The 19,934-nt window shown below is 75.7% G+C and carries 15 protein-coding genes; 7 read left to right on the top strand and 8 right to left on the bottom strand.

The window, feature by feature from the left end:
- Positions 1 to 9: 9 nt before the first annotated feature.
- From CBP52_RS01160 to CBP52_RS01145, 4 genes are all read right to left on the bottom strand, one after another.
- Positions 10 to 474, bottom strand: a complete 465-nt coding sequence (locus tag CBP52_RS01160) for a hypothetical protein (RefSeq protein ID WP_094179473.1) — start codon at positions 472 to 474, stop codon at positions 10 to 12.
- A gap of 97 nt (positions 475 to 571) precedes the next feature.
- Positions 572 to 1,585 carry a hypothetical protein gene (locus CBP52_RS01155; protein WP_094179472.1) on the bottom strand — a complete coding sequence of 338 codons (1,014 nt, stop codon included), beginning with the start codon at positions 1,583 to 1,585 and terminating at the stop codon, positions 572 to 574.
- The gene (mnmA, locus tag CBP52_RS01150; protein WP_094182044.1) at positions 1,582 to 2,772 is read right to left on the bottom strand and encodes a tRNA 2-thiouridine(34) synthase MnmA; all 1,191 of its coding nucleotides are present in this window, start codon (positions 2,770 to 2,772) and stop codon (positions 1,582 to 1,584) included. Before mnmA ends, CBP52_RS01155 begins: the two co-directional genes overlap by 4 nt.
- Positions 2,772 to 4,028: a cysteine desulfurase family protein gene (locus CBP52_RS01145; protein ID WP_369826262.1), complete on the bottom strand. Its 1,257-nt coding sequence runs from the start codon at positions 4,026 to 4,028 to the stop codon at positions 2,772 to 2,774. The genes mnmA and CBP52_RS01145 overlap by 1 nt, the downstream gene beginning before the upstream one ends.
- 90 nt (positions 4,029 to 4,118) lie before the next feature.
- Here CBP52_RS01145 and CBP52_RS01140 point away from each other — a divergent pair, with 90 nt between their 5' ends.
- Positions 4,119 to 5,108: a phosphotransferase family protein gene (locus CBP52_RS01140; RefSeq protein WP_369826261.1), complete on the top strand. Its 990-nt coding sequence runs from the start codon at positions 4,119 to 4,121 to the stop codon at positions 5,106 to 5,108.
- Between the two features lie 12 nt (positions 5,109 to 5,120).
- Here CBP52_RS01140 and CBP52_RS01135 read toward each other — a convergent pair whose 3' ends face one another.
- Both CBP52_RS01135 and CBP52_RS01130 read right to left on the bottom strand, forming a co-directional pair.
- Positions 5,121 to 6,095, bottom strand: a complete 975-nt coding sequence (locus tag CBP52_RS01135; protein ID WP_094179470.1) for an electron transfer flavoprotein subunit alpha/FixB family protein — start codon at positions 6,093 to 6,095, stop codon at positions 5,121 to 5,123.
- A 73-nt stretch (positions 6,096 to 6,168) separates the two neighbouring features.
- Complete coding sequence (locus CBP52_RS01130) at positions 6,169 to 6,948, bottom strand: electron transfer flavoprotein subunit beta/FixA family protein (RefSeq protein WP_094179469.1); 780 nt, start codon at positions 6,946 to 6,948, stop codon at positions 6,169 to 6,171.
- 124 nt (positions 6,949 to 7,072) lie between these two features.
- Here CBP52_RS01130 and glgX point away from each other — a divergent pair, with 124 nt between their 5' ends.
- The 3 genes from glgX to CBP52_RS01115 all read left to right on the top strand — a co-directional run bounded on the left by glgX (position 7,073) and on the right by CBP52_RS01115 (position 11,675).
- Positions 7,073 to 9,334 carry a glycogen debranching protein GlgX gene (glgX, locus tag CBP52_RS01125; RefSeq protein ID WP_094179468.1) on the top strand — a complete coding sequence of 754 codons (2,262 nt, stop codon included), beginning with the start codon at positions 7,073 to 7,075 and terminating at the stop codon, positions 9,332 to 9,334.
- Between the two features lie 102 nt (positions 9,335 to 9,436).
- Positions 9,437 to 9,961 carry a flavodoxin domain-containing protein gene (locus CBP52_RS01120; protein ID WP_094179467.1) on the top strand — a complete coding sequence of 175 codons (525 nt, stop codon included), beginning with the start codon at positions 9,437 to 9,439 and terminating at the stop codon, positions 9,959 to 9,961.
- A gap of 61 nt (positions 9,962 to 10,022) precedes the next feature.
- The gene (locus CBP52_RS01115) at positions 10,023 to 11,675 is read left to right on the top strand and encodes an FAD-binding dehydrogenase (protein ID WP_094179466.1); all 1,653 of its coding nucleotides are present in this window, start codon (positions 10,023 to 10,025) and stop codon (positions 11,673 to 11,675) included.
- Positions 11,676 to 11,687: 12 nt separating this feature from the next.
- Here CBP52_RS01115 and CBP52_RS01110 read toward each other — a convergent pair whose 3' ends face one another.
- Positions 11,688 to 12,929 carry an AGE family epimerase/isomerase gene (locus CBP52_RS01110; protein ID WP_094179465.1) on the bottom strand — a complete coding sequence of 414 codons (1,242 nt, stop codon included), beginning with the start codon at positions 12,927 to 12,929 and terminating at the stop codon, positions 11,688 to 11,690.
- Positions 12,930 to 13,265: 336 nt separating this feature from the next.
- On the opposite strand from CBP52_RS01110, the gene CBP52_RS01105 reads away from it, so the two are divergent.
- The 3 genes from CBP52_RS01105 to CBP52_RS01095 all read left to right on the top strand — a co-directional run bounded on the left by CBP52_RS01105 (position 13,266) and on the right by CBP52_RS01095 (position 18,536).
- Positions 13,266 to 15,410 (top strand): alpha-1,4-glucan--maltose-1-phosphate maltosyltransferase, encoded by a 2,145-nt coding sequence (locus CBP52_RS01105; RefSeq protein WP_232514730.1) that lies wholly within the window; start codon positions 13,266 to 13,268, stop codon positions 15,408 to 15,410.
- A gap of 62 nt (positions 15,411 to 15,472) precedes the next feature.
- The gene (gene treS, locus CBP52_RS01100) at positions 15,473 to 17,218 is read left to right on the top strand and encodes a maltose alpha-D-glucosyltransferase (protein WP_369826331.1); all 1,746 of its coding nucleotides are present in this window, start codon (positions 15,473 to 15,475) and stop codon (positions 17,216 to 17,218) included.
- A gap of 1 nt (position 17,219) precedes the next feature.
- Positions 17,220 to 18,536 carry a phosphotransferase gene (locus CBP52_RS01095; protein WP_094179464.1) on the top strand — a complete coding sequence of 439 codons (1,317 nt, stop codon included), beginning with the start codon at positions 17,220 to 17,222 and terminating at the stop codon, positions 18,534 to 18,536.
- A gap of 14 nt (positions 18,537 to 18,550) precedes the next feature.
- On the opposite strand, the gene CBP52_RS01090 is transcribed toward CBP52_RS01095, so the two are convergent.
- The gene (locus CBP52_RS01090) at positions 18,551 to 19,789 is read right to left on the bottom strand and encodes an ROK family transcriptional regulator (protein WP_094179463.1); all 1,239 of its coding nucleotides are present in this window, start codon (positions 19,787 to 19,789) and stop codon (positions 18,551 to 18,553) included.
- Positions 19,790 to 19,934 lie beyond the last annotated feature (145 nt).

Below are 19,934 nucleotides of genomic sequence, written 5' to 3'. Positions count from 1 at the left end.
CGCCTCGGCTCAGCGCGTCGCGCGCGCCCGGGACGCTCGCCGGCGCCCGGCGAGCAGCACGGTCGCGCAGGTCACCACGCCCACGACGGCCAGCGCCAGCCCGACCCAGAAGACCGGCACGGACGGCTGGGCGACCACGACGGTCTGCGGCGCTCCGTCGACCAGCCACGTGCAGGTCGCGCGCGGCGGCAGGTAGGCGTTGTCGAGCGATGCGCCCTGGACCGAGCCGCTCACGGCCTCGAGGCACGGCACGTCCCCGGACTCGCTCGCGTCGAGCGACTGCGAGCCGAGCGTGATCAGCGTGGTCAGGAGCATGACGATGCCGACGAGCGCCGCGGCGCTCGCGACCAGCAGCACGAGCGGCCGCACGAGGGTCGCGCGCGTCGGTCCCGCGCCGCCCGCCGGGCTGCCGGTCCCACCGGCCGCGGGTCGGCCACCGTCGGTCGTCGCGCCGCGCGCGTCTGCCTGGTCCACGTCTCTCCTCGCCTCGCGCGCCGGTCGCGCCCGTGCAGCGTACGCGAACCGCCCGGGACCCGTGCGGGCGACCGCCCGGCCACGGCCGCTGCGCGGGTCAGCCGTGCACCGCCTCCGCGACCACGCGAGCGGCCCGCACGACGCCCGCGAGCGCACCGCGCGCCTCGTCGGGACCGCCCGCCGGCTCGGGCGCGAGCAGCACGACGTCGTCGAGGCCCGCCGCGGGCAGCCCGACCCGGCGCCACGGGTCCGTGACGGTCCGCGCCTGGCCCACCGCGTCCGGTCCCGCGCACTGCGACGAGCGCTGCGGCGGCACGTGCGCCCACAGCCGCAGGCCCGCCTCGACCGCCTCCGCGACGCGTTCCCAGCCCGGCTCGTCGAGCGCCGCCACCTCGAGCGCGACCGCGTCGGCACCGGCCGCACGGACGGTCGGGACGGTCGTCCACGCCGCGCCGCCGTGCACGACGACGCCTCCCGCGCCGCCCGACCGCGCGCCGTCGAGAACGGTCCCCACCCGCTCGGCCGCGAGCGGCCCCGGCACCCGGCGCAGCCGCGCGTAGCCGGAGAACGACGGCAGGACGCCCGCGACGGCCTGCGCGAGCGACGGCTCGTGCACGAGCACGAGCGGCTCGGCGCCCGGCACGGCCCGTCGGACGGCGCCCAGGTGCTCCGCGACACCGGCCGCGAGCGAGTCGGCGAGGTCGCGCAGCGCGCCACCGTCCGCGACCGCGCGGTCGCCGCGCGCGAGGTACACCGTCGCCGCGAGCGTCACCGGGCCGAGCACGGGCACGACGAGCGGACCCGCGTAGCCGTGCCCGGCGACCGCGAGCGCGTCGAGGTCCTCGCGCGTCGCCGCGCGCGTGCGGGCGAGGTCGCCGCCCGGGCGGTCGGCGAGCCGCCAGCCGTGCGGTCCGAGCTCGGCGGGCAGGTCGACGAGCAGGCCGAGCGTGCGCGCGACGAGCGTGCCGGCCGGGCCGCGCGCGGGCAGGTGGACCACGAACGGCAGCCCCCGGACCTCGGGCGGGACGTCGACGAGGTCGCCGAGCACGGTCGTCTGGGCCTCGAGGACGTCCTCGCCGGGCCAGGCACCCGGGCCGCTGACGCCGATCACGCGGTGGTCCGCACGACGGCCTGTCCAGCGGCCTGTGCAGGAGCCTGTGCGGTGCCTCCCACGCGCTCGGTCGAGGTGACCGTCGCCTGGCCGAGCACGCGCGTGCCGGCGTACACGACGAGGGACTGCCCCGGTGCGACCCCGCGCAGCGGCTCGTGCAGCCGCACCGCGACGCGGTCCACGTCGCCGTGGCGCGCGGGCGGCTCGACCGTCGCGGCCACGGGAGCGCCGTGCGCGCGCACCTGCACGCTCACGGGCCCGAGGCCGTCGCCGGCGCGCGCCGCGTCGTCGCGCCAGGCGTCGTACCGGTCGTCGTACCAGACCGCCCGGTCGGCCAGCACGCGGTCGACGACGAGCTCGTCGGCCGGTCCGACGACCACCCGGTTGGCCACGGGCTCGACGCGCAGCACGTAGCGCGGACGTCCGTCGGCGGCGGGGCGCCCGAGCGCGAGCCCGCGGCGCTGCCCGACCGTGTAGGCGTACGCGCCGTCGTGCGTCCCGACGACCTCGCCGCGGGAGTCCACGACCTCGCCGGGCTGCGCGCCCAGCCGGTCGCGCAGGAAGCCCTGGGTGTCGCCGTCGGCGACGAAGCAGATGTCGTACGAGTCGGGCTTCGCCGAGACGGACAGCCCGCGCGCGGCCGCCTCGCGGCGCGTCTCGTCCTTGGACGAGACGTCACCGAGCGGGAACAGCGACCGCGCGAGGCGGTCGGGCCCCATGACCGCGAGGACGTAGGACTGGTCCTTCGCGGCGTCGCGCGCGCGGTGCAGCTCACGCGTCCCGTCGGCGCGCTCGACGACGCGCGCGTAGTGCCCCGTGCACACGGCGTCGAACCCGAGCGCGAGAGCCTTGTCGAGCAGCGTCGCGAACTTGACGTGCTCGTTGCAGCGCACGCACGGGTTGGGAGTACGACCCGCCGCGTACTCGGCCAGGAAGTCGGCGACGACCGTCTCCTCGAACCGCTGGGACAGGTCCCACACGTAGTACGGGATGCCGAGCACGTCGGCCGCGCGGCGCGCGTCCCCCGCGTCCTCGATCGAGCAGCACCCGCGTGAGCCGGTGCGGAGCTGGTCGCGTGTGCGGGACAGCGCCATGTGCACGCCGACGACCTCGTGCCCCGCGTCGACGGCGCGCGCGGCGGCGACCGCCGAGTCCACGCCCCCGGACAGGGCCGCGAGCACCCGCATCACGCCACCTGCTCGTCGTGCGTGCCCGCAGCGCGCGGGGCGGCGGACGACGAGGTCGCTCGCGACGAGCCCGACAGCCCGGCGGCCCGCGCGCGCTCGAGCACCGCCGGGAGTGCGGTGAGCAGCGCCGCGACGTCGTCGGACGTGGACGTCCGCCCGAGCGAGAACCGCAGCGCGCCCCGCGCGTCGTCCTCGTCGACACCCATCGCGAGCAGCACGTGCGACGGGCGCGGCACGCCCGCCTGGCACGCCGAGCCGGTCGACGCCTCGACGCCCGCGGAGTCGAGCAGGTACAGCAGCGAGTCGCCCTCGCAGCCGGGGAACGTCAGGTGCGCGTTGGCGGGCAGGCGCCGCGCCGGGTCGGCGGGGCCGCGCAGCACGGCGGTCGGGTCGATCGCCCGCACGCCCGCGACGAGCTCGTCGCGCAGGGCGGCGAGCCGCGGCGCCGCGCTCGCGCGCGTCGTCACGGCCTCCTCGACCGCAACCGCGAACGACGCGAGCAGCGCCGCGTCGAGCGTGCCCGAGCGCACGCCGCGCTCCTGGCCGCCGCCGTGCAGCACGGGCGTCAGCTCGAGCCCGCGGCGCGCGAGCAGCGCACCCGCACCGCCCGGCCCGCCCACCTTGTGCCCGGTCACCGTGAGCGCGTCGAGCCCGCTCGCGGCGAAGTCCACCGGGACCTGGCCGACGGCCTGCACCGCGTCGGCGTGCACCGGCACGCCGTACCGGCGCGCGAGCGCGACGACCTCGGCGAGCGGCTGGAGCGTGCCCACCTCGTTGTTCGCCCACATGACCGACAGCAGCGCCGCGTGCTCGGCGTTCGCCTCGAGATCGGCGCGCAGCGCGTCGAGGTCGACGACGCCCTCGTGGTCGACGGGCAGCAGGACCAGCTCGGCGCCCGCGTGCTCGGCCATCCAGAACGCGGGGTCGAGCACCGCGTGGTGCTCGACCGCGGAGACCAGGATCCGGCGCCGCGACGCGTCCTGCGTGCGGCGCGCCCAGAACAGCCCCTTGATCGCGAGGTTGTCCGCCTCGGTGCCGCCGGACGTCCACAGCACCTCGCTGGGCCGCGCGCCCAGCGACGCGGCGAGACGCTCGCGCGCCTCCTCGACGACGCGCCGCGCGGCCCGGCCGGACGCGTGCAGCGACGACGGGTTCCCGGTGCGCGCGAGCTCCTCGGTCAGCACGCGAGCCGCCTGGGGCAGCATCGGCGTGGTCGCCGCGTGGTCGAGGTACGCGGTGGTGCGGGCAGCGGTCACCCCTGGAGTCTACGAACCCGTGCGTGCGACAGCGGTGCGTCCCCGGACGGGGGACGCACCGTCCGGGCCGGACCTGGCAGGATGTCGGCCGTGAGCGCCGACGACGACGTCCTGGCCATGCCGCTCGCCTTCAGCGGGCAGCGGCTGGACTGGCGCGACCTCCCCCGTCACGTGCGCGCGCGCATCAGCGAGCTCGCCGGCGCCTCGGTGTCCGCCGAGACGGACGCCACGAGCGGCTTCTCCCCGGGGTTCGCGGCGGTCCTGGAGCTCGCGGACGGCCGTGACGTGTTCGTCAAGGCCGTCTCGCCCGAGCAGAACCCCCACTCGCCGGAGCTCGCGCGCGCGGAGATCCGCAACGCGGCGGCGCTCCCGCCCGAGGTGCCCGCGCCGCGCCTGCTGTGGTCGGACGACGACGGCGAGTGGGTGGTCCTCGGCTTCGAGGTGGTGCACGGGCGCTCGCCCGAGCTGCCGTGGCGGCCGGACGACCTGGGCGAGGTGCTCGCGACCATCGGGCGGCTCGCGGACGCCGAGCCCGTCGTCGGCCACGCGCTGCCCCGCACGGACGACCGGCTCGCCGACGACTTCCAGGGCTGGCGGCGCCTCGCCGCGGGACCCGGGTCCGACCTCGACGCGCTCGTGCGCGACGGCGGTGACCTGGGTCGGTGGGCGGTCGAGCACCTCGAGCGGCTGGTCCTGCTCGAGCAGGACTCGCTGCCCGCGTGCGCGGGCGACGCGCTGGTGCACGGCGACCTGCGCGCCGACAACGTGATGATCGACTACGACCGCGGCCGCGTGTGGCTCATCGACTGGCCGCACGCCTCGGTGGGCGCGCCGTGGCTGGACCTCGCGTTCATGCTGCCGAGCGTCGCGCTGCAGGGCGGCGGTGAGCCCGCGCGCATCTTCCGGGACCACCCGTTGTCGGTCGGGGTGTCGGACGACGAGCTGCGCGCGTGCCTCGCCGGGCTCGCGGGCTGGTTCGCGTGCTCGAGCGTGCAGCCCGCCCCGCCGGGGATCCCGAACCTGCGGGCGTTCCAGCGCGCGCAGGCGTACGCCACGCTCGACTGGCTGCGCGCGACCTGACGCGGTCCGGTCTCAGCCCTTGAGGCGGCGCAGCTCCGCGGTGAGCTGCGGGACCACGGTCGTGAGGTCGCCGACGATGCCGTAGTCCGCGATCTCGAAGATCGGCGCGTCCGGGTCGGAGTTGATCGCGACGATCGTGCCCGAGGCCTGCATGCCGCCGCGGTGGTGCACCGCGCCGGACACGCCCGCGCCGATGTACAGGCGGGGCGAGACGGTGATCCCGGTCTGGCCGATCTGCGCGTCGTGGCCGATCCAGCCCTCGTCGGTGGCGACGCGTGTGGCGCCCACCGCGGCACCCAGCACGTCGGCGAGCTCCTCGAGCGGCGTGAAGTCGCCCTCGGTCCCGCGCCCGCCGGTCACGACGATGGTCGCGCTGCCCAGGTCGGGACGGCCCGTCGCGGGACGCTCGGTCCGCTCGACCACGCGGACGCGCGAGGCGGACGGCGACGCAGTGAACGCGTGCTCGGTGACCTGCGGCTCGACGGGCGCCTCGGCGTCCGTCGCGACCACGCTGTTCGCCTTGACCAGGACGACCGCGAGCGGCGCGCGGACCGCGCATCGCGTGCTCCAGGTGCCGGCGAACACCGTCTTGCCGGCGACGAGCGTGCCGTCGACGCGCTCGAGCGTGTCGGCGTCGGTCACGACGCCCGCGCCCGTGGTCACCGCGAGGTGCGCCGCGACCTCCTTGTTCTCGAACGACGACGTCGCGAGCACCGTCCGCGCCCCCGTGGCCTCGAGCAGTCCGGCGACGCCCTCGGCGAGCACCGCGGTCGCGTGCAGGTCGGCGTCGGAGGTGAGGCGGTAGACCTGCGTGACGCCGAGCGCGCCGAGCTCCGCGAGCGTCTGCGCGCCCGGCTCGGCACCGTCGACCGCCCACGCCGCTGTCACGGCGCCGCCCAGGCTGCGGGCGAGCGTGACGAGCTCACGCACGGGGGTGCGCAGCGCGCCGGTTGCGGTGTGGTCGAGCAGGACGAGGGTGTCGCTCACGGTGGTCCTCAGTTCTTGCCGGGCCACGCGCCGCGCGGGGCGGCTCGTGGCGGGTCACGCGGGAGAAGAAGGGTCAGACGAGCTGGTTCTCGACGAGGTAGGCCGCGAGCCTGGCGCCCGCGTCCCCCGTGTCGTTGACGAGCACGCGGTCCTCGCGCGCGGGGCGCGGCGCGGCCTCGAGCACCTGCGTGCGGGAGCCGGCGTCGCCGACGAGCGTCGCGTCGAGGCCGAGGTCGGCGAGCGTCAGGGTGGTGACCGGCTTCTTCTTGGCCGCCATGATCCCCTTGAAGTTGGGGTAGCGCGGCTCGTTGGCCTGGTCGGTGACGGAGACGAGCGCGGGCAGGTCCGCCTCGAGCACCTCGCTCGCGTGGTCGAGGTTGCGGGTCACGCGCACGGTCGAGCCGGTGACCTCGAGGCTCGCCGCGAGCGGGAGGGCGGGGACGTCGAGCAACGCCGCGAGCGCGGTCGGCACCAGGGACGTGAGGCCGTCGAGCCCCGCCATGCCGGTCACGACGAGGTCGGCCCCGCCGACGTGCCGCACCGCGGCGGCGAGCACGCGCGCGGTGCCGAGCGCGTCGGATCCCGCGATCGCGTCGTCGAGGACGTGCACGGCCTCGTCGGCGCCCATCTGCAGACCCTTGCGCACGGCGTCCACCGCGTCGTCGGGGCCCACGGTCACGACGACGACCGAGCCCTCACCGCCGGCCTCGACGACGGCGAGCGCGGCCTCGAGCGCGTTCTCGTCGAGCTCGTTGAGCGTCCCGTCGCCGCCGTCGCGGGCGGTGCGACCGTCGACGAGCCGACGGTCCGACTGGATGTCCGGGACGTACTTCACGCAGACGACGATCTTCACGCCCGGAACGTTACCCGCCGCACGCCCCGACGCGTCCGGTGCTGCTCGCCTGCCGGACGCCCCGGTGCCGCCGGACGCCGGCTGTCATGGCCGCGACACCCGCCCGACACGGGCGTCGGACACAATGTGCGGCGTGAGCCCGCGACCGACGACCCCTCGCCGCCCGGCGCGCCTGGGCGTGCACCCGGTGCGCGGCGGCATCGAGGTCGCCGTGCTCGCGACCCACGCGACCGGGGTCGAGGTGTGCCTGTTCGACGGCCACGGCGACGAGCCGCACACCACCGAGCGCCGGTACCCGCTCGACGGGCCCGTGCACGGGGTGTTCTCGGGCTTCGTGCCGGACGTGGCGCCCGGGACGCGCTACGGGCTGCGCGCGCACGGCGCGTGGGACCCGGTGCACGGGCTGCGGCACAACCCGGCCAAGCTGCTGGTCGACCCGTGGGCCCGCGGGCTCGAGGGCAGCCTGCGCTACGGCCCGCAGACGTACGGGCACGTCCTCGACGACGAGCTCCGCGGGGACGTGCACGGCCCGGCCGACCCGCGCGACTCCGCGGGGCACGTGCCGTACTCGGTGGTCGTGGACACCGCGGCGCTCCCGGGGCCGGACCCGGCCGCGAACCGCCCGTGGGTGCCGTGGGAGCGCACGGTCGTCTACGAGGCGCACGTGCGCGGGCTGACGATGCTGCACCCCGACGTGCCACCGGAGCTGCGTGGCACGTACGCGGGTCTCGCGCACCCGGCCGTCGTCGACCACCTCGTCGGGCTCGGCGTCACCGCGGTCGAGCTGCTGCCGGTCCACGCCGCCGCGTCCGAGCCGCACCTGACGGCCCGCGGCCTGACGAACTACTGGGGCTACAGCACGCTCGGGTTCTTCGCGCCCGAGCCGCGCTACGCGACCGCCGCGGCGCGCGCGGCCGGCCCGGCCGCCGTGCTCGCGGAGCTGCGGGGCGCGGTGCACGCGCTGCACGAGGCGGGCCTCGAGGTGCTGCTCGACGTGGTCTACAACCACACGTGCGAGGGCGGCAACGCCGGTCAGCACGTGTCGTGGCGGGGCCTGGACAACACGCTGTACTACCGGCACGACGGCGGTGTCCCGGCGACGCTCGCGGACGTCACCGGGACGGGCAACACGCTCGACCTGCGGCGCACCGAGGTCGTGCGGATGACGCTCGACTCGCTGCGCTACTGGGCGGACGTGGTGGGCGTCGACGGCTTCCGGTTCGACCTGGCGGTGACGCTCGGCCGAGGTCCGGACGGCTTCACGCCGGACCACCCGCTGCTCGTCGGGGTGGCGACCGACCCGTCGCTGCACGGTCTCAAGCTCGTCGCCGAGCCGTGGGACGTCGGGCCCGGGGGGTGGCGCACGGGTCAGTTCGGGCTGCCGTGGGCGGAGTGGAACGACCGGTTCCGCAACGCCGTGCGCTCGTTCTGGCTCGCGGACCCGGCGCGCGCCGCGCACGGCCTGCCGGGGCACCGCGTGCGGGACCTCGCCACGCGGCTGTCGGGGTCCGTCGACCTGTTCGGCCACGGCGACCCGCCGCTGGTGCGCGGGCCCGAGGCGTCGGTCAACTTCGTCACCGCGCACGACGGGTTCACGCTCGCGGACCTGGTCGCGTACGACCACAAGCACAACCTCGCCAACGGTGAGGACAACCGCGACGGCACCGACGACAACCGCTCGTGGAACCACGGTGTCGAGGGGCCGGTCGAGCTCGACTCGCCCGCGGCCGCGCTCCTGCCGCTGCGCCGCCGTTCGATCCGCAACCTGCTCGCGACGCTCGTCGTGGCCGCGGGCACGCCCATGATCACGGCCGGCGACGAGCTGGGCCGCACCCAACGCGGCAACAACAACGCGTACTGCCAGGACACCGAGCTGGGGTGGGTCTCGTGGGACCTGTCCCCGTGGCGTGCGGACCTGCTCGCGACCGCGCGCTACCTGCTCGCGCTGCGTCGCGAGCACCGGGCGCTGCGCGCCACCCGGTTCTACTCGGGGAGGCCGCTGCGTCCGGGCGGACGGCCGGACCTCGCCTGGTACGCCGCCGACGGCACCCCCTTCGACCACGCCCGCTGGCACGACCCGTCGATCCGCACGCTGCAGATGGAGCGCGCGACGGACGACGACGCGCGCACGGCGGCCGACGTGGTGCTCGTCGTCGTGAACGGGGCGCTCCAGGAGGTCGACGTGACGCTCGCCGGCGGGCCCGGCGACCGCTGGCGCCTCGTGTGGGACTCCGTGTGGGACCACCCCGACGAGGCCCGCTCGGCGGCGATCGCGGGTGCGCTGCACGCGACGGCGGGCGCCGAGACGGTCCTCGAGCCGCTGAGCCTGCGGGTCTACGTGCTGGACCCCGAGCACCTGCCGCCGACCCCCGGACCGACGTCCTGACCTGGGCCTGCTGACCTGCGCCTGCTGACCTGGGCCTCCTGACCTGGGCCGCAGGGACCTCCGGCCCACCCGACCGGCGCACGCCCCCGCGATCCTGGAGGCATGGTCGCGGTGGTCGTGTTCGAGTCGATGTTCGGGTGCACGCGCGCGGTCGCGTCGGCGATCGCCGAGGGCATGACGTCCGCGGGCCTCGAGACGGTGGTCCTGCCGGTCGACGAGGCACTGGCCAACGACGACCTCGTCGCGCGCGCCCGCCTGCTCGTCGTGGGGGCACCCACGCACATGCGCGGCCTGAGCACGCCGCGCTCACGTGCGCTGGCCCGTGCGCGCGGCGCCGACGCGGAGCCAGGGCTGGGCGTGCACGACTGGCTCGACGCGCTGCCGGGGCTCCAGGGCCGCGCGGTCGCGGTGTTCGACACGCGCTCGTGGTCGCGGTTCGCGGGCTCCGCGGGGTCCCGCATCGAGAAGCTGCTCCACCGCCGCGGCGCGGAGCTGGTCGCACCCACGCAGGCGTTCGGCGTGGAGGGCGGTGACGGCGGGCGGGCGACGATCAGCCAGTCCCAGGTGGAGCTCGCCCGCGTGTGGGGCGCGTCGGTCGCCGCGCACGTCGTCGGCGCGTACGCCTGACCCGGGACGTCGCCCGCGCAGCCCCTTCTGGACGGTCGTCCAGCCGGGTTACGCTCGCGGCATGCGAACCCACGACGTCGTGGTCGTCGGCGCCGGCCTGGCCGGGCTCGTCGCGACAGCCGAGCTGACCCGCGCGGGCCGCCGCGTGCTCCTGCTGGACGCCGAGAACGCCGCGAGCCTCGGCGGGCAGGCGTTCTGGTCGTTCGGGGGGCTGTTCCTGGTGGACTCCCCCGAGCAGCGCCGCCTGGGCGTGCACGACAGCGCCGAGCTCGCGCTCGCGGACTGGTTCGGCTCGGCGCAGTTCGCCGACGACGGCTCCGACCGCTGGGGCCGCGCGTGGGCCGAGGGGTTCGTCGACTTCGCGGCGGGCGAGCTGCGCCCGTGGCTGCACGCGCAGGGCGTGCGGTGGTTCCCGCTCGTGCAGTGGGCGGAGCGCGGCGGGTACACCGCGGGCGGTCACGGCAACTCCGTGCCGCGGTTCCACGTCACGTGGGGCACGGGCCCCGGCATCCTCGAGCCGTTCGTGCGGGCGCTGCTCGACGCGCGTGCCGCGGGCCTGGTCGACGTGCGGCTCCGGCACCGCGTGACGGGCCTCGTCGTGACCGACGGGCGCGTCACGGGCGTGCGCGGCGACGTGCTGCGCGACGACCACGTGGCGCGGGCGGTCCCCTCGTCGCGCGAGGTCACGGGCACGTTCGAGCTCGACGCCGACGCGGTCGTCGTCGCGACCGGCGGCATCGGCGCGAACCACGACCTGGTGCGCGCGACGTGGCCCGCGGACGCGGGACGCATGCCCGACCGCATGCTCTCGGGCGTCCCCGACCACGTCGACGGCTCGGGGATCGCGGCCGCCCGCGACGCGGGCGCGGCGGTCGTGCACTCGGACCGCATGTGGCACTACCCCGAGGGGATCACCAACCACTCGCCGGTGTGGACCGACCACGGCATCCGGATCCTGCCCGGACCGTCCTCGCTGTGGCTCGACGCCGACGGGCACCGCCTGCCCGTGCCGCTGTTCCCGGGCTTCGACGCGCTCGGCGCGCTGCAGCACATCACGCGGCGCGGTGACGACCACTCGTGGTTCGTCCTCGACCGGACGATCCTCGGCTCGGAGTTCGCGCTGTCCGGCTCGGAGCAGAACCCGGACCTGACCGGCAAGGACGTCGCGCTGCTCCTGCAGCGCGTCAAGCCGGGCGCCGTGGGGCCCGTCGAGGCGTTCGCGCAGCGGTCGCCGGAGTTCCTGTGGGCGGACACGCCCGCCGAGCTCGCCGCGAAGATGAACGCGCTGTCCGGCGACGAGCGCATCGACGCCGCCGCGCTCGAGCGGACCATCGTCGAGCGGGACCGCCAGGTGACCTCGGGCCTCGGCAAGGACCTCCAGGTCGTCGCGACGAAGCAGGCGCGCGCCTACGTCGTCGACAAGCTCATCCGGGTCGCCAAGCCGCACCGCCTGCTCGACCCGGCGCACGGGCCGCTGCTCGCGGTGCGCCTGTCGGTGCTGACCCGCAAGACGCTCGGCGGGTTGCACACCGACCTCGAGGGGCGCGTGCTGCGGCCCGACGGCGAGGTCCTGCCCGGGCTGTGGGCCGTCGGCGAGGCGTCCGGCTTCGGCGGCGGCGGCGTGCACGGCCACCGCGCGCTCGAGGGCACGTTCCTGGGCGGGTGCCTGTTCACGGGCCGCACGGTCGGCCGCGCGCTCGCCGCGCAGGCCTGACGGTCCGCCCGGTCAGCGCAGGAGACCCGCCGCGAGCGCGGGTGCCAGGGCGGGCGTGAGCGGCAGGCGCGGGAGGAGCGTGGCCTGGACCGCGTGGTAGAGGTCCGCCTTGCCCGCCCACACCGTGCGCGAGACCGCGTTGTCGGGCCCGAGCTCGTGCCACCACGAGCCGCCCGCCCGGTCGACCACGTGCTCGTCGACGTAGTCCCACCACGTCGCGTACCAGTCCTCGAACCGCGCGTCCCCGGTGGCGGCGTACAGCGCGGCCGCCGCGCCGATCGCCTCCGCGGCGACCCAGTGCATGCGCTCCCGCACCACGGGCGCCCCCGACCAGTCGACGGTGTAGACGAACCCGGGCGCGCCGTCGACGGCCCAGCCCTGGGCGACGCCCGCGTCGAACAGCGCGACCGCGTCGTCGAGCATCCACGCCGGGGCCGCGTTCCCGCGCGCCTCGAGCGCGGCGCGTGCGTGCAGCGTGAGGCGCGCCCACTCGAACCAGTGCCCGATCGTCGCGCCGTACGGACGGAACGGGTGCGCGGGTGCGTCGGCGTTGTACTCGAGCAGCGGGTGCCACGCGGAGTCGAAGTGCTCCGGGATCCGCCACGCGTGCTCCCGCGCGAAGCCGTGCACGACGCGCTCGACGACGCGCACGGCGCGGTCGAGCCACACGCGCTCGCCCGTGACGTCCGCGGCCGCGAGGTACGCCTCGACGGTGTGCATGTTCGCGTTGACGCCGCGGTAGCCGTCCAGCTCGGCGAACGCGGTGTCCCACTCCTCGACGACCATGCCCGCCGCGTCGTCCCAGAACCAGCGCTCCTGGACCGCGAGCGCGGCCCCGAGCAGCTCGCGCGCACCGGGGCGCCCGGCGGCCGTCGCCGATGACGCCGCGAGCACGACGAAGGCATGCGGGTAGGCGGCCTTGGCCGACGAGGCGGGTGTGCCGTCGCGCTCGACCTGCTCGAACCAGCCGCCGTGCACGCGGTCCGCGAGCGGGCCGGTGATCGCGGCGAGGCCGTGGTCGACCAGCCGCGCCGAGCCGGGGCGGCCGAGCAGGTGGCCCAGCGCGTACACGTGCGTCATGCGGCACGCGATCCACAGCTCCCACGGACCGTCGACCGGCCGGCCCTCGTCGTCCTGCCGGGCGAACGCACCGCCGTCGCCGACGCGCTGCGCGGACGCGCGTCCGAACGCGAGCAGACGGTCGGTCTCGGCCTCGAGCCACCGCGCGTGCGCGCCGTCCGCGAGCCAGCCCATGTGTTCCTCCGCAGGTCTCGGGGCCACGCACCGGGCGGACCGGCCGTCGGGTGCCCGACGGTCAGAGCCTGCCCCACTTTGTTTGAGTACCGAACTTAACACCGGGGCGAGGCCCGACCGCCAGGGCCGTCGGGCCGGACCTCCAGGTCGTGGCGGCGTGGCGGGCGGGCGAGGCTCGCCGTGTCGGCGCGCTGCAGATGCTGACCACGCCCACGTCTCGGTAGGTTCGGAGGCGTGACGAGCTCCCCCGCCGGTCCGCGCCGCCGTCCCGCGAAGTCCCCCGCCCGCACGAGCCCCGCGTCGTCGTCCGCCACCCCCCGGTCGACGGCCACTGCCATGCCGGCAGCAGCACCCGAGCCGGCGCCGACAGCAGCACCCGCAGCACCCGCCCCGCAGCCGCCGGCGCAGTCCCCCACGACGCAGTCCCCCACGACGCAGCCCCCCACGGCCCCCGCCGCCACACCCGTCGCGCAGGTCGTCGTCGGCCCGCCGATCGGCCGGATCCCGGTGGTCGACGTCTTCCCGGTCGCCGAGGCGGGCCGGTTCCCGGCCAAGGCCGTGGTGGGCGAGGCGTTCCCGGTGCGCGCCACGGTGTTCCGCGAGGGGCACGACGCGGTCGCCGCGACCGCCGTGCTGCTCGACCCGGACGGTCGCGTGCACCAGCGCGTGCCGATGGTCGACGTCGCCCCCGGCCTCGACCGGTACGAGGCGCGCCTGCAGCCGGACCGCACGGGGCTGTGGTCGTTCCGCGTCGAGGGCTGGTCGGACCCGTACGCGACGTGGGCGCACGACGCGTCGATCAAGGTCGAGGCCGGCATCGACGTCGAGCTCATGCTCGCGGAGGGCGCCCGGCTGCTCGCGCGCGCGGCGGACCGCACGGGCGAGGACGCGATGGGCGAGCACGGCGCGCAGACGCTGCGTGAGGCCGTCGCGGCCCTGCGGGACACGCACCGCTTCCCCGGCGAACGGCTCGCGTGGGCGCTGTCGCCCCACGTGCGCGAGGCGCTCGCGCGCGAGCCCCTGCGCGACCAGGTGAGCGCGTCGCCCGAGTACCCCCTGGTCGTGGACCGCCCGCTCGCGCTGTACGGGTCCTGGTACGAGCTGTTCCCGCGCTCGCACGGCGCGGTGTGGGACGACCGGGCGCAGGAGTGGCGCTCGGGGACGCTGCGCACCGCGGCCGAGCAGATCCCGCGCATCGCCGCGATGGGCTTCGACGTGGTCTACCTGACGCCGGTGCACCCCATCGGCGTGACGAACCGCAAGGGCCGCAACAACTCGCTGGGCGCGCTGCCGGGAGACCCCGGCTCGCCCTACGCGATCGGCTCGAAGGACGGCGGGCACGACGCGATCGAGCCGACGCTCGGGACGTTCGACGACTTCGACGCGTTCGTCGCCCGTGCGCGCGAGCACGGCATGGAGGTCGCGCTCGACATCGCGTTGCAGTGCTCGCCGGACCACCCGTGGGTCGCCGAGCACCCGGAGTGGTTCACGACGCGCGTCGACGGGTCGATCGCGTACGCGGAGAACCCGCCGAAGAAGTACCAGGACATCTACCCCCTGAACTTCGACAACGACCCCGCGGGGCTGTACGCCGAGGTCCGACGCGTGCTGCAGGTGTGGATCGACCACGGCGTGACGCTGTTCCGGGTGGACAACCCGCACACGAAGCCGCTCGACTTCTGGCAGTGGCTGCTCGCCGACGTGGCGAGGGACCACCCGGACGTCATCTTCCTGTCCGAGGCGTTCACGCGGCCCGCGATGATGCAGACGCTCGCGAAGGTGGGGTTCCACCAGTCGTACACGTACTTCACGTGGCGGCACACGAAGTCCGAGGTGAGCGAGTACCTCGCGGAGGTCTCGGGCGACCAGGGCGCGTGGATGCGCCCGGCGTTCTGGCCGACGACGCACGACATCCTGCCGCCCTACCTGCAGGGCGCGGGTGGGCAGGCGTGGGCGGTGCGCGCGGTCCTGGCGGCGTTCGGCTCGCCGACGTGGGGCATCTACTCGGGCTACGAGCTGCTCGAGAACGTGCCGCGACCGGGTGCGGACGAGCAGATCGACAACGAGAAGTACGAGCTCAAGCCGCGCGACTGGTCGCTCGCGGACCACCTGGGCATCGCCGACCTGCTCGCCCGGCTGAACCAGATCCGGCGCGAGCACCCGGCGCTGCAGCAGCTGCGCAACCTGCGCGTGCACCCGACGTCCGACGACGCGACGGTCGCGTTCTCCCGGCACCTCGCGGCGGAGCACTCGCCGACGGGCCGCGCGTCGACGGTCGTCGTCGTGGTGTCGCTCGACCCGTGGAACGTGCGCGAGGGCATGGTCGACCTCGACCTCGCGGCGTTCGGCCTCCCGCCGCACGGCCCGGTCGCCGCGCACGACGTGCTGCGTGACGAGCACTACGAGTGGGGCCCGCAGGTGTACGTGCGGATCGACCCGGCGGAGCGCCCCGCGCACGTCGTCGTGCTGGAGCACGCGTGAGGCCCGCGACGAGCGCGGGCGGCGAGCACGCCGCGCAGCCGCCCGCGGCCCACCTGCCGCGCGTGCGCGAGCCCGCGCCGACCACGTCGCAGATCCGGCTGCCGGCGGGCCGCCAGCCCGCGGTCCCGCCCGTCGACGAGGAGGGGCTGCTCGACGACCCCGACTGGTACCGGACCGCGGTGTTCTACGAGGTGATGCTCCGCAGCTTCTCCGACTCGACCGGGAGCGGCACGGGTGACCTGCGCGGGCTGATCAACCGGCTCGACTACCTCCAGTGGCTGGGCGTCGACTGCCTGTGGCTGCCGCCGTTCTACCCGAGCCCCATGCGGGACGGCGGGTACGACGTCGCCGACTACACGGCGGTGGCGAGCCAGTACGGCACGCTGGAGGAGTTCGCCGAGCTCGTGCGCGAGGCGCACCGGCGCGGCATGCGCGTCGTCGTCGACCTCGTGATGAACCACACGAGCGACGCGCACCCGTGGTTCCAGGCGTCCAGGAGCGACCCGGAGGGCCCGTACGGGGACTTCTACGTGTGGTCCGACGACAACACGCGCTACCCCGACGCGCGCATCATCTTCGTCGACACCGAGACGTCCAACTGGACGTTCGACCCCGTGCGCCGGCAGTACTTCTGGCACCGGTTCTTCAGCCACCAGCCCGACCTGAACTTCGAGAACCCGCGGGTGCGCGAGGCGATGCTCGACGTCGCGCGGTTCTGGCTGGGGCTCGGCATCGACGGCTTCCGGCTGGACGCCGTGCCGTACCTCTTCGAGGCCGAGGGCACCAACTGCGAGAACCTGCCCGAGACCCACGCGTTCCTGCGCACGGTGCGCGCGATGATCGACGAGGAGTTCCCGGGCCGGATCATGCTGGCCGAGGCGAACCAGTGGCCCGAGGACGTCGTGCACTACTTCGGCACCGAGGAGGAGCCGGAGTGCCACATGTGCTTCCACTTCCCGGTGATGCCGCGGATCTACTACGCGATGCGTGACCAGCGGGCGACGTCGATCGTCGACATCCTCGCGGACACGCCGCCGATCCCCGACAACGGCGCCCAGTGGAGCACGTTCCTGCGCAACCACGACGAGCTCACGCTCGAGATGGTCTCGACCGAGGAACGCGCGTCGATGTACGGCTGGTTCGCACCCGACTCGCGCATGCGTGCCAACGTCGGGATCCGCCGCCGCCTGGCGCCGCTGCTCGACAACTCGCGCAAGGAGATCGAGCTCGCGCACGCGCTCCTGCTGAGCCTGCCCGGCAGCCCGTGCCTGTACTACGGCGACGAGATCGGCATGGGGGACAACATCTGGCTCCCGGACCGCGACGCGGTGCGCACGCCGATGCAGTGGACGCCGGACCGCAACGCGGGCTTCTCGGTGGCCGACCCGGGCAAGCTCAACCTCCCGTTGGTGCAGTCCCTCGTGTACCACTACGGGCACACCAACGTGGAGGCGCAGCTCGCGCAGCCGACGAGCCTGCTGCACTGGGTCCGCGGCATGCTCACGGTGCGCAAGCAGCACCCCGCGATGGGGCTGGGCGACCTCCGGGTCGTCGCGAACGACAACGACTCGGTGCTGACGTTCACGAGGACGTCGGCGCAGGAGACCGTGCTGGTGGTCGCCAACCTCGCGGCCACGGCGCGCTCGACGACCGTCACGCTGCCGGGCCACGCGAACGCCGAGCTGCACGACGTGTTCGGCGGCGCGTCGTTCGGGACGCTCGACCCGAGCGGCTCGGCCCGGTTCACGCTCGGCTCGCGCGAGTTCTTCTGGCTCAGCGTGACGCCCGGCCCGGCCTGGACGCTCTGACGTGCTGACCGCGCAGACCCCGACGCCCGCCGACCAGCGGCTGCTCGCGACGATCGCCGCGGACCTGCCCGGGCGGCGGTGGTTCCCCGTCAAGGGCGCGTCCGCCGACCTCACCGTGCACGCGGTGATCCCGCTGGTGGACCCGCAGGGCGCGGCGGACGTGCGGGTGCTCCTGGTCGCGGCGCGCACGTCGGGCGCCGGGTCGCTCCTGCAGGTGCCGCTGGTCGTCGTGACCGGCGACGACGAGGCGGGAACGCCGCTGGGCGACGGTCGCACGGTGCTCGACGGCGCGGCGCACCCGGCGTTCCTGCGCGCGTGGTTCGCGGTCGCCGACGGCCCGGGTGGCGCACCGGCGCACGTGGACCTCACGCACGTGCAGGCGATCACGGGCGAGCAGTCCAACTCGTCCGTCGTGCTCGGCGCACCGGACGCCCCGGGCCGGGCGATCCTCAAGGTCGTCCGGACGCTCCAGCACGGCGAGAACCCGGACGTCGAGGTGCCGCGCGCGCTGGTCGAGCAGGGGTACACCGGTGTGCCGGCTCCGCTCGCGTGGCTGCGCGCGCGGTGGCCGGACGTCGCGACCGGCGAGGTGGGTGCGGGGTACCTCGGGGTCGCGGCGGCGTTCGTCGCGGGGGCGCGCGACGGGTTCGAGCTCGCGTGCGAGCTCGCGGGCAGCGGCTCGCCGTTCGCGGCGCACGCGCACGCCCTGGGTGAGGCCACGGCGCGCATGCACGCGGCGCTCGCGAGCGCGTTCCCGACCGTCGCGGACCCGGACGGTCCCGACCGGCTCGCGCGCGCGCTCCTCGACCGGTACGCGTGGGCCCGGGCCGCGACGTCCGCGGTGGAGCCGTACCACGCGGGCGTCGTCCGCACCGCGGACGAGGTGCGCGCCCTGCGCTCGACGCCCCCGCGCCAGCGGGTGCACGGCGACCTGCACCTGGGGCAGGTGCTGCACGGCCCCCACGGCTGGCTGGTGCTCGACTTCGAGGGTGAGCCGCTCGCGCCGCTCGAGGCGCGCACGCGCCCGGACCTCGCGGTGCGGGACGTGGCCGGGCTGCTGCGCTCGTTCGACTACGCCGCCGCGGTGGGCGGCGCGACCGGCGACGCCGCGCAGCGCTGGGTCACGGCGGCGCGTGAGGCGCTGCTCGCGGGGTACGCGCAGGCGTCGCCGCCGTCGTCGCTCGAGCCGGGGGACGCCGCGCTCCTGACCCGAGCGCTCGAGCTCGACAAGACGCTGTACGAAGCGGTGTACGAGGCGCGCAACCGTCCGACCTGGCTGCCCATCCCGCTGGCGGGCCTGGACCGGCTCGCGGGCTGACGGTCCCCCGCCCGTCAGGCCGGGGCCACGACCTCGGCGGGCTCGAGCACCATGCGCGTGCCGCGCCGCCGGGGAGCGAGCTCGGCCTGCAGCACGAGCGCGGCCGCGCCGAGCGCGGCGGCCTCGGGTGCGTGGGACGAGATCGCGACGCGCACCCCGTGGCTGCCGCGTGCGAAGAACGACCGCGAGAGCCGCTCCTGGATCACGGGCAGGTAGAGCGAGCCGGCGATCGCGAACGACGGCCCGGTGAGGACCACGTGCGCGAGGTCGAGCACGTTCGCGAGGGTCTGCGCCGCGACCGCGAGGTACTGCGCGGAACGCTCGAGCAGCGCCATCGCGTCGGCCTCGCCGCGCGCGGCGGCGCGGGCGATCTGCGCGAAGTCCTCGGACACGCCGCGGCCGGCGAGCTCGAAGCCCTGCTCGCGCGCCTGCGCGACGACGGCCGCGGGGCCGGCGAGCGCCTCGACGCAGCCCGCGCTGCCGCACCAGCACACCGGGCCGTCGAGCGCGACGCAGATGTGCCCGACCTCGCCCGCGTTGGAGCTGGTCCCGCGGTACACCGTGCCGTCGACGAGGATGCCCGCGCCGATCCCGGTGCCCATGTAGAGCGCGGCGAACGCGCTGCCCGTGGGCACGCCGCCGGACCAGTACTCGCCGATCGCGGCCGCGGTCGCGTCGTTGTCGAGCAGCACGGGCAGCCCGACGGCCTCCTCGAGCGCGGCGGCGAGCGGGAACTCGGTCCAGGCCTGCATGACGGGCGGGGTGAGCGTCATGCCGGTGGACGCGGCGATGGGCCCGGGTGAGACGACGCCGAGGCCGAGGATGCGCTCGGGGGCGACGCCCGTGCGCGCGACGGTCGCGCGGATCTCGGCGGCGATGCGCGCGACGACCTCGCGGGGGTCGTCGGACCCGGCGCCGGGGCGCCGCCAGCGGGCGACGACGGACCCGCCGAGGTTGGCGATCACGTAGGTGATGCCCGCGTGGTCGAGGTGCACGCCGACGGCGAACCGCGCGTAGGGGTCGAGCTCGAGCAGCATGCGGGGCTTGCCGCCGGTCGACTCGGCGCGCCCGACCTCGACGACGAGGCCGTCGTCGATGAGGCGGCGCACGACCGTCGAGACGGTGGCCCCCGTGAGCCCGGAGACCCGGGTGAGCTCGACGCGCGAGACGGTGCCCGCGGCGCGGATCAGGTCGAGGATCGCGGACCTGCTGCTCGCGTGCGCGGCGCCGATGCCCTCCTGGGTGCTGCTCACGACCCTCCTGTCGTCGCCCGGCTCACGGCCGGGTCCGCGGCCCATGGTAACGATCCGGCCACCACCGTCCGGGACCGCACCCGGCGCGTTGACTTACTTTGTTCACCGGTCTAAGAATGTCACCCGGAGCGGGGTCGGAAGGTCC

This window comes from Cellulomonas sp. PSBB021 (assembly GCF_002240455.1).
GTDB lineage: Bacteria > Actinomycetota > Actinomycetes > Actinomycetales > Cellulomonadaceae > Cellulomonas > Cellulomonas uda.
This window is presented reverse-complemented; position numbering and strand designations above follow the sequence as displayed.

Bases quoted from the DNA above. Each gene is read 5' to 3' on its own strand.
- mnmA (WP_094182044.1), bottom strand. From the start codon at position 2,772: ATGCGGGTGCTCGCGGCCCTGTCCGGGGGCGTGGACTCGGCGGTCGCC.
- glgX (WP_094179468.1), top strand. From the start codon at position 7,073: ATGTGCGGCGTGAGCCCGCGACCGACGACCCCTCGCCGCCCGGCGCGC.
- CBP52_RS01120 (WP_094179467.1), top strand. From the start codon at position 9,437: ATGGTCGCGGTGGTCGTGTTCGAGTCGATGTTCGGGTGCACGCGCGCG.
- CBP52_RS01115 (WP_094179466.1), top strand. From the start codon at position 10,023: ATGCGAACCCACGACGTCGTGGTCGTCGGCGCCGGCCTGGCCGGGCTC.
- CBP52_RS01110 (WP_094179465.1), bottom strand. From the start codon at position 12,929: ATGGGCTGGCTCGCGGACGGCGCGCACGCGCGGTGGCTCGAGGCCGAG.
- CBP52_RS01105 (WP_232514730.1), top strand. From the start codon at position 13,266: ATGCCGGCAGCAGCACCCGAGCCGGCGCCGACAGCAGCACCCGCAGCA.